The organism is Geothrix sp., assembly GCF_049292215.1.
In the GTDB taxonomy this organism is placed as follows: Bacteria; Acidobacteriota; Holophagae; order Holophagales; family Holophagaceae; genus Geothrix.
The window spans coordinates 48751-62264 of the sequence record NZ_JBATQW010000051.1; the positions used below are offsets into that span (position 1 = coordinate 48751).

The following is a 13514-nucleotide window of genomic DNA, read 5'->3' on the forward strand; positions in this document are numbered from 1 at the left end:
CGCGCTAGACTGGAGCCGGACTGAACGAGGTATCCGTGGCTTTCACCCCAGGCAGCAGGCGCGGCGCCATGGCCGACATCAACATGACGCCCCTCATCGACGTCATGCTGGTGCTGCTGATCATCTTCATGATCGCGGCGCCCATGATGACCACGGGCGTGGACGTGAAGCTGCCGGAGAGCCGCACGGGGCGCAACCTCGAGAGCGAGGCCCTCACGGTGTCCATCACCTTCGACGGTCGCCTCCAGTTCGACAAGGCCTTCATGGCCCTGCCCGTGCTGGCCAACCAGCTGAAGGCCAAGGCCCAGAACGGCGGCAAGAGGCCGGTGCTGGTGCGCGCCGACCACAACGTGCCCTACGGCCGGGTCATCCAGGTGGTGGATGCCATCCGCGAGGCGGGCTTCACGCAGGTGGGCTTCGTCACCGCCGCCGCTCCGGCGGCGCCCCCCATCGACCTGAAATGAGCCAGGATCTGCAGGTCTACCTCCGCAGCCGCGCACACCTCGGTGAGCTACGCTGGGGCCCCGGCCTGGCCCTGAGCCTGGCCCTGCACCTGACCCTGGGCGTGGCCTTCTTCTGGCCGCGGGGTGGCCCCTCCGACCCCCAGGAGGACGTGAAGGTCACCTGGGTGAACCTGCCCGCGGCCATGGCCGGGGCTTCCGGCGGGTCCGAGGCCATGGAAGTGGGCAAGTCCGGCGAGCGGCTGCGGCGCGTCGAGGAAGTGGCACCGGTCCGCCAGACGGCGCCTTCGGCCACCGCTCCCGATCCCTTCGCCACGAAGACCACCCTGGCCGCCGCCAAGGGTAACAACTCGGATCCCGTTAGCCAGGGCACGGGCACCACCGCCGCCAAGGGCAAGACCGCCGCCGTCAATCCCGTGGCCGGCGCCGTGGGCACTGGCAATGGTGCGGCCTTCGGAGCGGGCAGCGGCATCCCGGGCCTGAATCCAACCTCGGGCGTCCAGGGCGGAGTCGGCCTTGTGGGCGGCGTGGATGGCGACTTCCCCTACACCTGGTACTTGCAACAGGTGCAGGCCCGCATCACCACCAACTGGAACCGCGTGTCCAGCACCCAGGGCCGCGTGCAGATCTACTTCCGCATCGCCAGGGACGGCAGCCTCGACCGCGTGCGCGTCGAGATCCCCAGCGGCAACGCCGCCATGGACGAGAGCGCCCGCATGGCCGTCCTCCGCTCCGCCCCCCTCCAGCGGCTGCCAGAGGGGTACGACGGGCAGTACCTGGGTGTGCGGTTCTGGTTCACCTACCTGGGGAACTGAGTCCAGGCCAGTTCAACGCCGGGTACCCGTGCCCGGATCGGGATCGATGGCGATGAGTTGCAGGCAATTGGAGCTCGGGACGAAGATCAGCTGGTACTCACCCTTTGGGAAGGTACCCACGATGGCACCATCTGCGCCATTTTCGAGGCTTCGGATGGCCCAACCATTATCACTCTTGATGTAGATGCTGTGAGGTTTGGTCGGGTCCAAGTCATTTCCCAACGAGTCCGGAGCATCCCAAAACCTGATGCCGGAGGTCGGGGTCCCAGAAGAAGGAGGAGGAAGGGTTTGTATCTGGCTCAAGTTCACGTGGGTGAACAACCGGGGTAAAGCCATGGTCTTCTCCATTCAGAAAAAAGGGGTTGAGAGTGTTCGGCCCACCATGGGCCGCCCTGAAGGGGCTAGCTACGGTTCCTCACCCAGGCCTTGATGAGGGCCCGGATCTCAGCATGGTGTTCGGGATCATCCCGGTTGGGATCGGATTGGGCGCGGGCGAGACAGTCCAGGGCCGCCTGTGGTTTGCCGGACTGCCGGTAGAGCCAGGCCTGGGCCCGCAGGATCTGGGGGAGATCCTTGGGCCCCTGGGCTCGGGCTTCACTCATGAGGCGCTCCGCGGCGGCGAGGTCCGATTGGCGTGCCTTGCATTCCGTGAGGGCGGTGAGCGCCTCCACACGGTTGAGGGGTGTGCCCAGCTTCAAGGGTCTCTGGGCCTCCGTCAGCCGCTGGACCGCCTCAGACAGTCGCCCCTGGGCCCGCAGGACATCCCCCAGCCGGAAGAGGGCCCGGCCCTCCTGCTGTACGAAGTCCCGCCGTCGGGCGATCTCCAGGGCCTTCTGGAAGTGGGCTGTGGCCTTCTCATGGGCCCCCTGCATGAAGTCCACGATGCCCAGGTTCAGCAAGACGCGGCACTCGCCCTCTTCCTCCTGAAACTCCCGCCGGACCTTCAGAACATGCAGAAACTCCCGCTCGGCCCACTCCGCCCTTCCATCCTCGAGCTCCATCAGCGCCAAGTTGTTGCGGTGGACGGTCTCGGCAATGGGGTCTTCCATTTTGACGGTGGCGGCCACCGCCTCCTGATATAAGGCCCGGGCCACCTTGAAATCACCCTGGTACTTGGCCATATTCCCGAGGTCCACCAGGATCGAGGCACGCAGGATGTTGTTGCCCTTGGCGGTGGCGATGACCAGGGCCGGATTCAGCACCGCTTCGGCGGCCTTCCATTCTCTGTGGTCGATGTAGCAGATGCCGAGCCGCTCCAGGATGGCCGCCTGCTGGTCCTCATCGCCACTGGCTTTGGCAACGGACAGAGCCTCCTGGAAGAGGTTCACCGCATTCAGTGGCTCCAGCTTGTCCGTCCTTCGGACGAGCCGGGCCAGACTCGCCAGGGCCGCGGCCTCGAAATGCCGATCTCCGGAGTCCCGTGCCGTGGACACGGCCCACATCAGCGTTGACAGCGCCCGCGGGTCAGAGGTCCCGGAAAGCGCCAACCCGTAGTAGAGCACCACGGGTGCGTGGTGGGGTGCCAGGAGGGCGGCTCTTTCGAGGAAGGGGAGGGCACCCTTGTCATCCCATCGCTCGTACCGGTCCTTGCCTTGTCCGTAGGCGTCCAGGGCCTCCTTGGATGGAAGGGCTGGGATGTTTGGCGGTCGTCGCATGGGCGAAAGGGATTGGTTCAGGCTCTGGAGGACAGCGAGCGCCGCCAGGTTTGGCTCGAAGGCACCCTGCTCCGAGGAGGCCTCCTTCCGGATGCGCTCTCTGCCACCAGTGTCCAGCAGGCGGATGCGCAGGGTGCCGCGCCCTGTGCCCGTATCCTGGGCGATTTCACCAACCAGCACGAGGTCGGCCCCGGTCCTGGTCACCACGCGGCGAATGAAGGTCCGCTCTGCCGCTTCGTCCTGGGCCTCGAGCAGGGGCCTGACTTCACGGCCTTCCCGGTCTTTCACCCGATCTGAAACCACCCGGAGTTGGGGAAAGTTGCGCAGGGCATCCTCGATCAGTTCCGTGGTGGTGATCTCCACGGAAGGCGTGAGGTCTGTCCGAGTCGAGGCATGGCGCACCTTGACGACGACGATTCGCGCAGGCCGCCCGGCTGAGAACTCCGGGATGGCCCCGCGACTGTACATCCACAACCCTATTCCCCCTGCCAACAGGCTGAGCCCAGCAGCGAGGGCCGCCCACCACACCTTGGAGGACGGCGCCAGAATCCTGCCCAGCGTTTCCACCACTTCCTGCGCCTGCGGACGGCCCTGGGGATTGAGGGAGAGCAGGCGGTCCACCAGGGTCCACAGGGTGTGGGAGCCGGGACGGGGTGGGCTGGAGCTGGTGGGCGGGTGAAGGACCCGATGGGGCCAGGACAGGGGCTTTTCCTTCTGCCCCTGGTAGGGCGCGCCCGTCAGCATCAGGTGTGCGATCACGCCCAGCGCGTAGAGGTCCGTGGCGGGGGAGGCCGGCGCACCCCGCAGCAGCTCTGGTGCGATGTAGCCGCGGGTTCCCAGCACCGTGCCCGGCAGGGTGAGCGGGTTCGTCCGGTCCGGAGACATGAAGGCCGTGGCTTCCTCTTCCGCGAGCGTGGCCCAGCTGCCCGTGACCTCGTCATCGGGAAGCGGCCCGTATTCCTTCGCCAGCCCGAAATCGAGGACCTTGGCCCGGCCGTTCTCTCGGATGAGGATGTTCGAGGGCTTCAGGTCCCGGTGGATGACGCCCTTGGCGTGGGCCGCCGCCAGGGCCGTGGCCACATCCCAGAGCAGCCGCATGGCCTGCAGCACGGGCAGCGGCCCCTTGTCCACCAGGGCCGACAGGGGTACGCCCTCCACCCACTCCATGGCCATGACCAGGGTGCCGTCCTTGTCGAGCCAGTCGTAGACGCGGCAGATGCCCGCGTGGTCGAGCCTGGCCAGGATCTGCGCCTCCCGCTGGAAGCGCAGCAGGGTCTCCCTGTCCCCTGCGTGGTCGGCCCGGACGATCTTCAGGGCGACCCGGCGTTCCAGGGTGGTGTCCCAGGCCCGGAAGACCTGCCCCATGCCGCCTTCGGCGACGAAGTCCTCCACCCGGTAACGGCCGACCACGTCACCGGGCAGGAGGGGGATGGTGGACTGAGGATCCATGGGCGTGGGCGGCGCGGATCACCGTCACGGCATTGGGGCAACCCGCACAGGCTAGGTGCCTTCCTTTCCAGATGTGAGACTAGTCGGGAAGAATGTTACCCCGTCTGTCCAGAGATTTGTGACCCACTGGTGGTCAGACCGGATGGAACCGGGCAGGTCCCGTCCGGCGGGCCACCGGGACCCCGGCACCCGGGCTACACTCCCCAAATGCCCTCCCTCCTTCCCCTGTCCCTGGTCTTCTGCCTGGCCCAGGCCCCCACGCCCTGCACCCTGACCCTCGAGCCCGGCGAGGTCCGGCCCGGCGACTCGGTGCTGCTGACCTGGGCCTGCCCGCAGGTGCCCCAGATTCGCCTGGAACCCGGGGGAATGGTCCTGCCCGGCAAGTTCCAGGTGACCCTGCGGCCGGCCTACACCACCACCTACCGTGTGTTCGATGCCCGGCCCGGAGGTGCAGAACTGGGGAAGGCCGAGGTTCGCGTCACCCCCGGCATGGCCCTGGGCGACCCGGCCCGCATCTGCGCCTTCGATGCCAGCGCCAAGGCGGTGCTGCCCGGCGAACCCGTCGTCCTGAAGTGGGAGTGCGCGGGCAGCGCCAAGGTGCGGCTTGAGCCCGGCGGACTCGAGCTGGATGGAAAGAGCGAGGTCACCGTCACGCCCCTGGAGAGCACGCGCTACACCATCACCGCCAACAACGCTGCCGGCGGCCAGAGCCGCACCGTGGAGGTCTCGGTGCTGGGCCGGCTGACCCCCAGCCTGCCTCCGACCACGGCCACGGTCTGCAGCTTCGAGGCGAGCCGCACGGTGGTGAAGCCTGGCGAGCAAGTGGACCTGCGCTGGATCTGCCAGGGCGACGCCAAGGTCCGCCTGGAACCCGGCGGCCTGGAGCTGGACGGCCAGTCCAGCATCGCTGTGGTGCCCGACAAGACCACGGTCTACACCCTGAGCGTGAGCAACCTCATGGGCGGCTCCTCCCGCAGCGTGGAGGTCCGCGTGGAGGCTCCCCGCCGCGTGCTCACCGAGAAGGATCTGGAGAACCCCGAGGAGGCCAGCAAGCCCCTGGACCGCATGGACCTGGCGGAGGCCCTGTCCCGGGGCGAATCCCACCGAAGCAGGGCGCCTGAAGGCTCCTGGACCATAGGCCTGGTAGTCTCGGGCCGCGCGGACGGCCTGCGTATCGTGGCCCGGGCCGCGGGGCCGAGGGTCGCGGAGGTCTTCATCCTGCCCTTCGTCCGCAAAGACGGATTCCGGTTCTGGCGGGCCTGCTTCGGCACCTACCCGAACCGGACCAGGGCCCTGAAGGCCTGGCAGACGGCCCCGGAGCCCCTGCGGAAGGCCTTCCATGATGCGCTGCCGCAGCGCCTGTCCGCTCCCTCCGAGTGATGTCCGCTAGCTGCGGGTGACTTCCAGGGTGAAGGCTTCGCCGGTCATGTTGGAATCCAAGGTGTCCACGATGAAATAAATCGTGCGGGCCTCCTGGCCGGGGTTCTTGTAGGTGGCCCGGGGTTCCCCGGTGGCGATCCGGTTCTGCAGCAGCCCCGGCTCCTCCCGGCCCCAGGCGTTCACGCCCAGGACGCGGAGCCAGCCTTTCCGCCCCTCCACCACGTGGGCCTTCACGGAAGCGCCGCCCGGCACCTCGATGGCATAGGCCCGCCAGCCGCTGATGTCCGGGATCTTGTCCTTCACGCGGACACTGCCGCCCGGCAGCTGCAGGGCGGGAAGGGAAGGCCCCCGCCGCGCGGCCTGGCGGGCCTGGCCGAAGGCGCTGCGCTCGGCGCCGGCATCCGGAACCCGAGGAACCATGGGCCCCCGGGGAGCCGGGGCGAGGTCCTTGGCCTCCACTTCAGGCAGCGGCGGCTGGGGGGACTGCAGCACTAGCATTGGGGCGAACAGAAGCATGGGATTCATGAGACACCTCCCATCCTGAGATGCCGCCAAAGGCCGTGAAGGTTCGCCACTCGACCGGCCGGGCCTCGCCAAACCGGTCCGGGTTGGAGCCCCGCCAGGGAAGGCGGACCCACCCCAGGCGAGGGCGATCTACAATCGCACGCCCAGGACCAGGGTCATGCCCTTGTTCGGCAGGATCCTGGCAAGGTAGGCCTCTCTCATCTTCCAGTCTTCAGGCCCGGGGTTCAGGGTCGGAAGGGAAGCTCCGAAGCCGGTTCCAAAGGAAACCCTCTGGAAGGAGCGGAACCGTCCCTGGTCCTGGGTCATCGTGAAGCTCAGGGAGACGAGCACATCACGGGCCGAATAGCTGGCGGTGTAGTGATCATAGGTGAAGGTGCCGTTGACCCGGTTCTGGCGGGGCCCTTCCACGCTCAAATCATGGGATCTGGAGCCGATGCCCAACCCGAACTCGCCGACTAGGAAGGTCCGGGTGATGGCGATGCCGAAGGTCGTCGACTTGTAGCTTGCAGACCCGTTGAAGGTTTCCGAAATGGTGGAGCCCACCGAGACGTTCTCTCCCGAGTGGTAGAGCGCGGGATGGGACAAACCCTCGGCATAATGCCCCTGGACCCATAGTCCCCATGAGCCGCGATGGAGCACTTCGTATCCGGCAGACAGCCCGCCCTGCCACCAGAGCCCCGTGAACTTGTTGTTCACGATGGTGTAGGGCATGGTCGGGTAAGAACCAATGGCGCTGATGGTTCCCTCGGATTCCTGGGAGACGCCGAAGGTTCCCCCCAGTTCCCAGTTTCCCGCCTGCAGGGACATCCCTAGGCTGGTGGCGAAGAGCAGCTGGGCCAGCCGTCGCGGTTCCAAGATTTGCAGCATGATGTGACCTCGGGGAATTGACCCAGGTTCATCAATCCCGGGCGTGGGGAAGTGGGTTCAGCAATGTCGGTGGATACTCCAGTGATCCATCGAGACAGGATGGGGCTTGGGGCTGGGGGAGGGTGGTATTGCGGCAGCAGATCACTCTGCCTCATCCGAAATTTGTTTTCAAGCTGACCATTGTCACAAACTTATGCTGTATCAACAAAGAACACCCGGGAACTCGCGGTCCTGGGCTAGTGGCCCCCTTCGATCCTGCCGTGCCGAGACAGTCGGGGGTCAGAACTTCCCGAGCAGGTCCTCTGCCACGCGCCCCGCCGCCCCAGGTTCGCCCAGGTGCCCGCGCACCTCCCCCAACTCGGCGCGCACGCGCCGGGCCGTCTCGGGCTCCAGCAAACGCGACAGTTCAACCCCCAACCGCTCCGGGTTGACCTCGTCCTGCAGCAGTTCAACTGCCACCTCCCGCCTGGCCACCACGTTGGCCAGGCCGAAGTGGGGCACCTTCACGATGCGTCGGGCGATCTGGTAGGTGAGGGCGTTCAGTCGGTAGACGATGGCAAAGGGCGTGCCGAGCAGGGCCGTCTCCAGGGTCGCGGTCCCCGAGGCCACCAGGGCCGCATTGGCGTAGGCCCGGGCGGCGTAGGTCCGGTCCTCGACCAGGGTCACGGGGGCACCGCCGAGGTAGCCACGCACGAAGGATGGGTCCAGCGTCGGCGCCACGGGCAGCACCCACTGGACCTCGGGCCGCTCCAGCTGCCAGCGTCGGGCCAGCTCGGCCATGGGGGGCAGCAGGCGCTGGATCTCCCCAGCGCGGCTGCCGGGCAGCAGGGCCACCATGGGCCTGGCGGGATCCAGCCCGGTCTCGGCGAAGAAGGCGGCGCGGTCGCATTCGGCCTTCACGACTTCCACCAGGGGATGCCCCACGAACCGGGCGTCCACGGGATAGCCGCGGAACAGCTCCGGCTCGAAGTCGAAGAGGCAGTAGAGGGTATCGAGGGTCGTTCCCAGGTCCGGGATGCGGCCCTTCTTCCAGGCCCACACCTGGGGGCACACATACTGGTGGAGCGTCACGCCGGGCTGCTGCCGGCGCAGGGCCTTGGCCAGCCGCAGGTTGAAGCCTGGGTAGTCGATGAGCAAGGCGGCCGAAACGGACTCTTCCCGCGTGGCGGCGAGGATCTGCTTGAAGAGCCGGTTCAGGCGGGGCAGGTGCTTGATGACCTCGATGAAACCGACCACGGCCAGGTCCCTCACGTCCGCCAGCTTCCGATCCAGGAAGGGCGTCATGCGGGGGCCGCCTACGCCGATGATCCGCAGCCCGGGCTCGCGGAGCTTCAACTCACGCAGCAGCTCCGCGCCGTGCAGGTCGCCGGAGTCCTCGCCGGCGACGACGAGCAGGGTCCGGGTCAAGCGCCCTCCCCTTCCCGGTTCAGATGAAGGCCAAAGATGAGGCTGTCATCAGGCACCACGGGGCGTCCCAGCATCCTGGTGGGCATCTCGGCGGGAAACAATACCGGCGGATGGACCGCTTGCAGCGCCTCGGCCTGGGCCCGGAAGGACTCAGGGTCCGGCGCAGCGAGAGCCATGTCCCACCGATAGCCCAAAGCCTGGAGCCGACGAAGGTCTGTTTGTGGTTCGCAGACGGCGTACCAGAGCCGGTCCGCCAGGGGTTCGGCATCCAGGATTCCGGGATGCCAGCAGAAGCCGATGGCCTCGGCCTGGGCTTGGCGCAGGAGCTCGAGCACGGCGGTCTCCGAACCCGGCTCCAGACGCAGCGCCAACTTGACCCCCCGTCCCGAGGTGGCCTCCAGCAGGGTCTCCAGGTGCCCGAGGATCCGGAAGCCGGCCTCGCGCGTCTCCGGGTGTCGCACGGGAATCACCAGGAAATCCAGGCCCAGACCATGTCGTAGCACCTCCAGGGCCTCCTCCACCGGGGACTTGCCAGGGAGGTGGACGGCATGGATGTCCAGCCCTCGCCGCACAGCCTGGGGCCAGTGGTCAGCCAGGATCCCGCCCCATTGGAGCGCGACGGGACCCACGCCCAGCCAGGGTGCCGGGTCAAAACTCGACGGAATCAGGGGCACGAACCGCATGGGTTTATCATGGAGCAACGGAGGCACCATGGGCCGCATTTTCACCCTGGACGAAGCGCGGGCCCTGATGCCGCAAGTGAAGGCCACGACGGAACCTGTCTACACCTTGGCCGCCAGCCTGGCCGAGGAGCTGAGCCAGGCCGAGGACGCCAAGGATGAGTCCCGGGCCGAGGCCCTGCGGGAGCGGCTGCAGATCCTGGTGCAGAGCTGGCAGCAGAGCATGAATGACCTGGAGGCGGACGTAAAGGGGCTCTGGCTGGTGGACTTCGACTCGGGCGACGGCTACTGGTGCTGGGCCTACCCGGAGGAGGACCTGGGCCACTGGCACAGCTACGAAGGGGGCTTCCGCTCCCGCATGCCCGCCGACCAGCGGCCGGGGGTGCAGGCCTGAAGTCGAAGCAGGAGCGCAGGCCCACTTTGCCGCAGGCGAAGCCCGCAAGGCCGCGCACAGGATGTGCGTGGTGAGGAAGAAGCAGGAGCGCCTAGCCTAAAAAATCGGGGCCGGCCTGCCGGCGATCCTGTTCCGCCAAGGGTCAAGTCAGATCAGCTTCGTGGATTTCCACATTCCCGGGTAAAGGTCCTCGCCGCAATCCGGGCAGAGGCCATGGCTGAACTCTGCTTGGGAATGGTCGCGGATGTACGACTCGATCTGGGTCCAGTAGCCCCCATCGTCCCGCACCTTCTTGCAGCAGGCACAAATGGGTAGCAGGCCACTGAGCTGCCGCACCTGTGACAAGGCCTCCTGGAGGGCGGTTTGCTCCGCCAGCAGACGCTGATGCTCGGCATCCATGCCCTTCCGGTAGTGCCGCCGGAGGACTTCGAACCAGCAGGCGACCACGGCAAGGATGATGTAGACCGTCACGAACCGGGTAGTGAACTGCCCGGAGTAGACGTGTTTCGTAGCCCCCATAAGCGGCAGCCAGAAAATGCAGCAAGCCCCCAGGAACATGGCCACGGTCCAGACCAGACCTTCGATGGTGCTCAGGAGAAAGAAGACGATCAGCGGAAACGTGAAGAGCCACATGGCCTTGGACCCGTCATCCCCCCCGATGAATGCCATGTAGAGCAGCATCCCGGCGAAGAACACGATGTTGATGCGGTAGAGCCAGGCACCACTCTGGAGCCGTTTTAGCAGCGACCAGGCCAACACCAGGCTCGTGGCCATGGCTAAGACCACCCCCCCCAGGGCCCAGTTGGACTGGAGGCAGTTGTAGATCCCGAAGGCCAGCATGGTGGGGACGCCGAGCAGCAGGAAGGCCATGAAGAGTCGAAGCCGCGTCTTCTCCTCCGAGTCGAGGGGAAGGCCCTCCACCATGGCCGAAATGCGCCCAGAGAGTCGGCTTGACACATCCGTGAACCAGCGAAACATGCGACCTCGACAGCAAGGACTTCGAAGTGATGCAAACAATCAAGTCTGCGGTGGCCTCCGAAGCATCCCCCAGGGTCCCTATCGGATCACAACAGTGGCAGGATGACTCGTGAGGTTGGAAGGGAAGTGTTTGCCAAATGTTCCTGGAGTCCTGGATGCCCACAGGTTCGCGAAAATCCCTCGAGTCCCCGGCACTGGTCCCCGATTTCCGCACGCTAGTCCTGGCGGTGGTGAAGAAGATCCCGAAGGGAAGGCTGGCCTCGTACGGGCAGATCGCCGCCCTGGCGGGCTTCCCCCGGCGTCCCCGGCAGGTGGGCATGGTGCTCTCGGGGCTGCCGGAAGGCACGAGGCTCCCCTGGCACCGGGTGGTCAACAACCGGGGCTACGTGCCCAGCCGGGGCCGCTGGTGGGGCGCCTTCGAGCAGATCGGACGCCTGCGTGACGAGGGCATCGAGGTGGACGACCTGGGCAACCTGGACCTGCAGGCTTATCGCTGGGCTCCGCGGCCCTGAAGGGGCCCCGCATCAGGTAAACTGGAGGTGTGGAGGCCCCATGAAGGTGCGTGTGTCGGTGCAGTTGAAGCCCGGGATCCTGGATCCCCAGGGCAAGGCGGTGGAACAGGGCCTGCACGGGTTCGGCTTTGCCGTGGACCACGTCCGCATCGGCCGCCTCATCGAGATGGACGTGCCGGGCACGGACCCCGCCGAGGTGAAGGCCAAGGCCCTGGCCATGTGCGAGAAGCTCCTGGTCAATCCCGTGATGGAGAAGGCCTCCATCGAGGTGCTGTGATGCGAGTGGCCGTGCCGGTCTTCCCCGGTTCCAACTGCGACCACGACGCCCTGCATGCCTGCGGCACGGTGATGGGCTGGGAGACGATCCCGGTCTGGCACCAGGAGACCCGGCTGCCCGAGAACACCGAGCTGGTCTTCGTACCAGGCGGCTTCAGCTACGGCGACTACCTGCGCTGTGGCGCCATCGCCGCCCTGGCGCCCATCATGGCGGATGTGAAGCGACATGCGGATAACGGCGGACTGGTGCTGGGCGTCTGCAACGGCTTCCAAATCCTCTGCGAAGCCCAGCTGCTGCCCGGCGCCCTGCTGCGCAACGAGTCCCTGCGCTTCATCCATGCCGACGTCCACCTGCGCGTGGAGCGGGCCGACCTGCCCTTCACCCGGGCCATGAAGCCCGGCGAGGTGTTCCAGGTGCCCATCGCCCACGCCGAAGGCAACTTCACCCTCGATCCCGCGGACCTGGCGGACCTGGAGGCCCGTGGCGGCGTGGCCCTGCGCTACTGCTCCTCGAAGGGCGAGATCGGCGAGGCCCACGTGCCCAACGGCGCCATGAACGGCATCGCGGGCATCGTGAACCTGGGCGGGAACGTGCTGGGAATGATGCCCCACCCCGAGCGGGCGGTGGATCCCAAGCTCGGGCCCACGGGGGGGCTGGGCATGTTCAGGAGCCTCGCGGCGGCCTTCGTCCGGGCCTGACGGGAATCACAAATGACGGCGCTGTGAAAATCGCCCATCTTTGGGATGATTTTCCTGTCATCCTCCCGTAATGCCTCGGTAGGCATCTCTTTTTATTCCTGGGCCATGAGCGATCCCGAAACCAAAAACCTCCTCACCTATACCAGCGGCCCCCTCCGCCTGGCCGTGCTCAAGCGCGACCCAGTTCCTTCCAAGATCCTGCCCGCCCGGGATGCCTGGACGCTGCTGCAGCCCACCCACGCCGTGCGCGTGTGCACCGGGGAGGACCGGGAAGAAGGCGTGATCCGCTCCGGCGACTTGGCCCTGCTGCTGCCCGGCTTCGGCCACACGCTGAAGCGCCACCACGCGAACACGCCCTTCGGCTTCACGGCGCTGTTCATGGAGGGGCCCTTCCCCGAGCCGCTGCTGTCCTCCCTGCAGCACCCGCCTCGAAAGTGGCAGGAGTCCAGCTTCGCGGTGCTCCGCAGCCTCAGCCTCAAGCAGCTCTTCAGCATCTTCACCCAGGAGCTGACCAACCCCGACGGCGTGCAGCTCATGACGCGGGAGCTGTTCCTCATCCTCCTGGGCGCCGAGTTGGCGCGCCTGACGGAGAAGGAAGACCGGGGCCGGTTCCCCTACCGCCTGAACCGATCCACCCTACAGCTGGTGCTCGACCACATGGAAGTCCACCTCGGCGCCAAGAACAGCGTGCCCGAGCTGGCCACCATGGCCCGGTGCACTCCGGACCACTTCATCCGCCTGTTCCGCGAGGCCACCAGCACCACCCCCCACCAGTACCTCATCGAGCGGCGCCTGCAGCGCGCCGTCACCCTGCTGGCCAACGGCGAGCGCCCCAGCGACGTCGCGAAGATCCTGGGGTTCTACGATGCCAGCGCCTTCACCCGCGCCTTCAAGCGCCGGTTCGGCGTGCCCCCCAGCGAATACGCGCAGGAAGCCTACGACCGGCAGTTCCCGAAGAAGTAGGGCGTCGTCCCCACACCAAAAAAGGGCGCCTCTCGGCGCCCGTTTTTTGAGCATGAGAAGACCTACTTGGCCGCCTTATCCGTAACCGCCTTGGCCTTGGCGGCACTCTTGTCGGTGCCCTTCTTCGTTCTGGCCTTGGCCTTGTCGGTACGGGACTTGGCGGCGCCTTCGCCCTTGGAAGTGGCGGCCTTCACCTTGTCGCTGGCGCCGGGAATTGCGCCGGCCTTTGCGTCGGCCTTGGCATCCGCCTTGGCCTTGGCGTCCGTGACCTTCTGGTCGGCCTTGGCCTTGGCGTCCTCAGCCTTGGCATCCGCCTTGGCCTTGCCCGCATCCACCGCGGCGTCCGCCTTGGCCTTCAGTTCCTCTTTGGATGGGATCTGGGCGGAGAGCGCCAGGGAGGCGCCGAGCAGGATCGGAAGTACGAGTTTCATGTCAGCTCCGTTCGATGGCGGT

At 66.7% G+C, this 13514-nt stretch carries 15 protein-coding genes; 8 read left to right on the forward strand and 7 right to left on the reverse strand.

What is annotated here, in order from left to right:
• The first annotated feature begins 35 nt into the window (after positions 1-35).
• Both WAS25_RS08655 and WAS25_RS08660 read left to right on the forward strand, forming a co-directional pair.
• The gene (locus tag WAS25_RS08655) at positions 36-464 is read left to right on the forward strand and encodes an ExbD/TolR family protein (protein ID WP_422311123.1); all 429 of its coding nucleotides are present in this window, start codon (positions 36-38) and stop codon (positions 462-464) included.
• A complete protein-coding gene (locus tag WAS25_RS08660; RefSeq protein ID WP_422311124.1) occupies positions 461-1276 on the forward strand; it encodes an energy transducer TonB in 816 nt (271 codons plus the stop codon). The genes WAS25_RS08655 and WAS25_RS08660 overlap by 4 nt, the downstream gene beginning before the upstream one ends.
• Positions 1277-1677: 401 nt before the next feature.
• Here the strand turns inward: WAS25_RS08660 and WAS25_RS08665 are convergent, their stop codons facing one another.
• Positions 1678-4380 carry a protein kinase domain-containing protein gene (locus tag WAS25_RS08665; protein WP_422311125.1) on the reverse strand — a complete coding sequence of 901 codons (2703 nt, stop codon included), beginning with the start codon at positions 4378-4380 and terminating at the stop codon, positions 1678-1680.
• Between the two features lie 207 nt (positions 4381-4587).
• Here WAS25_RS08665 and WAS25_RS08670 point away from each other — a divergent pair, with 207 nt between their 5' ends.
• Entirely contained in the window at positions 4588-5760 is a 1173-nt protein-coding gene (locus WAS25_RS08670; protein WP_422311126.1) for a hypothetical protein, read from the forward strand.
• Positions 5761-5766: 6 nt separating this feature from the next.
• Here WAS25_RS08670 and WAS25_RS08675 read toward each other — a convergent pair whose 3' ends face one another.
• The 4 genes from WAS25_RS08675 to WAS25_RS08690 form a co-directional block, all read right to left on the reverse strand.
• Positions 5767-6285, reverse strand: coding sequence for a hypothetical protein (locus tag WAS25_RS08675; RefSeq protein ID WP_422311127.1), 519 nt, complete (start codon positions 6283-6285; stop codon positions 5767-5769).
• Positions 6286-6414: 129 nt separating this feature from the next.
• Positions 6415-7152, reverse strand: a complete 738-nt coding sequence (locus WAS25_RS08680) for a hypothetical protein (RefSeq protein ID WP_422311128.1) — start codon at positions 7150-7152, stop codon at positions 6415-6417.
• Between the two features lie 279 nt (positions 7153-7431).
• Entirely contained in the window at positions 7432-8559 is a 1128-nt protein-coding gene (lpxB, locus tag WAS25_RS08685) for a lipid-A-disaccharide synthase (RefSeq protein WP_422311129.1), read from the reverse strand.
• Entirely contained in the window at positions 8556-9242 is a 687-nt protein-coding gene (locus WAS25_RS08690) for a hypothetical protein (protein ID WP_422311130.1), read from the reverse strand. The genes lpxB and WAS25_RS08690 overlap by 4 nt, the downstream gene beginning before the upstream one ends.
• Positions 9243-9270: 28 nt before the next feature.
• Here WAS25_RS08690 and WAS25_RS08695 point away from each other — a divergent pair, with 28 nt between their 5' ends.
• On the forward strand, positions 9271-9633 hold the full coding sequence (locus tag WAS25_RS08695; protein ID WP_422311131.1) for a DUF2203 domain-containing protein: 363 nt from the start codon (positions 9271-9273) through the stop codon (positions 9631-9633).
• Positions 9634-9780: 147 nt separating this feature from the next.
• Here WAS25_RS08695 and WAS25_RS08700 read toward each other — a convergent pair whose 3' ends face one another.
• Complete coding sequence (locus WAS25_RS08700) at positions 9781-10611, reverse strand: hypothetical protein (protein WP_422311132.1); 831 nt, start codon at positions 10609-10611, stop codon at positions 9781-9783.
• 155 nt (positions 10612-10766) lie between these two features.
• On the opposite strand from WAS25_RS08700, the gene WAS25_RS08705 reads away from it, so the two are divergent.
• From WAS25_RS08705 to WAS25_RS08720, 4 genes are all read left to right on the forward strand, one after another.
• Complete coding sequence (locus tag WAS25_RS08705; protein ID WP_422311133.1) at positions 10767-11123, forward strand: MGMT family protein; 357 nt, start codon at positions 10767-10769, stop codon at positions 11121-11123.
• 40 nt (positions 11124-11163) lie between these two features.
• Complete coding sequence (gene purS, locus WAS25_RS08710) at positions 11164-11400, forward strand: phosphoribosylformylglycinamidine synthase subunit PurS (protein ID WP_422311134.1); 237 nt, start codon at positions 11164-11166, stop codon at positions 11398-11400.
• Entirely contained in the window at positions 11400-12098 is a 699-nt protein-coding gene (gene purQ, locus WAS25_RS08715) for a phosphoribosylformylglycinamidine synthase subunit PurQ (protein WP_422311135.1), read from the forward strand. The genes purS and purQ overlap by 1 nt, the downstream gene beginning before the upstream one ends.
• A 105-nt stretch (positions 12099-12203) precedes the next feature.
• On the forward strand, positions 12204-13061 hold the full coding sequence (locus WAS25_RS08720; protein WP_422311136.1) for a helix-turn-helix domain-containing protein: 858 nt from the start codon (positions 12204-12206) through the stop codon (positions 13059-13061).
• A 62-nt stretch (positions 13062-13123) separates the two neighbouring features.
• Here WAS25_RS08720 and WAS25_RS08725 read toward each other — a convergent pair whose 3' ends face one another.
• The gene (locus tag WAS25_RS08725; RefSeq protein WP_422311137.1) at positions 13124-13492 is read right to left on the reverse strand and encodes a hypothetical protein; all 369 of its coding nucleotides are present in this window, start codon (positions 13490-13492) and stop codon (positions 13124-13126) included.
• Positions 13493-13514: the final 22 nt, after the last annotated feature.

What these genes read in the sequence shown, in the direction of transcription:
- WAS25_RS08680 (WP_422311128.1), bottom strand. Translation starts at nt 7,152, where the DNA reads ATGCTGCAAATCTTGGAACCGCGACGGCTGGCCCAGCTGCTCTTCGCC.
- WAS25_RS08660 (WP_422311124.1), top strand. Translation starts at nt 461, where the DNA reads ATGAGCCAGGATCTGCAGGTCTACCTCCGCAGCCGCGCACACCTCGGT.
- WAS25_RS08695 (WP_422311131.1), top strand. Translation starts at nt 9,271, where the DNA reads ATGGGCCGCATTTTCACCCTGGACGAAGCGCGGGCCCTGATGCCGCAA.
- WAS25_RS08665 (WP_422311125.1), bottom strand. Translation starts at nt 4,380, where the DNA reads ATGGATCCTCAGTCCACCATCCCCCTCCTGCCCGGTGACGTGGTCGGC.
- WAS25_RS08725 (WP_422311137.1), bottom strand. Translation starts at nt 13,492, where the DNA reads ATGAAACTCGTACTTCCGATCCTGCTCGGCGCCTCCCTGGCGCTCTCC.
- WAS25_RS08700 (WP_422311132.1), bottom strand. Translation starts at nt 10,611, where the DNA reads ATGTTTCGCTGGTTCACGGATGTGTCAAGCCGACTCTCTGGGCGCATT.
- WAS25_RS08720 (WP_422311136.1), top strand. Translation starts at nt 12,204, where the DNA reads ATGAGCGATCCCGAAACCAAAAACCTCCTCACCTATACCAGCGGCCCC.
- WAS25_RS08705 (WP_422311133.1), top strand. Translation starts at nt 10,767, where the DNA reads ATGCCCACAGGTTCGCGAAAATCCCTCGAGTCCCCGGCACTGGTCCCC.
- purS (WP_422311134.1), top strand. Translation starts at nt 11,164, where the DNA reads ATGAAGGTGCGTGTGTCGGTGCAGTTGAAGCCCGGGATCCTGGATCCC.
- WAS25_RS08690 (WP_422311130.1), bottom strand. Translation starts at nt 9,242, where the DNA reads ATGCGGTTCGTGCCCCTGATTCCGTCGAGTTTTGACCCGGCACCCTGG.
- WAS25_RS08670 (WP_422311126.1), top strand. Translation starts at nt 4,588, where the DNA reads ATGCCCTCCCTCCTTCCCCTGTCCCTGGTCTTCTGCCTGGCCCAGGCC.
- WAS25_RS08675 (WP_422311127.1), bottom strand. Translation starts at nt 6,285, where the DNA reads ATGAATCCCATGCTTCTGTTCGCCCCAATGCTAGTGCTGCAGTCCCCC.
- purQ (WP_422311135.1), top strand. Translation starts at nt 11,400, where the DNA reads ATGCGAGTGGCCGTGCCGGTCTTCCCCGGTTCCAACTGCGACCACGAC.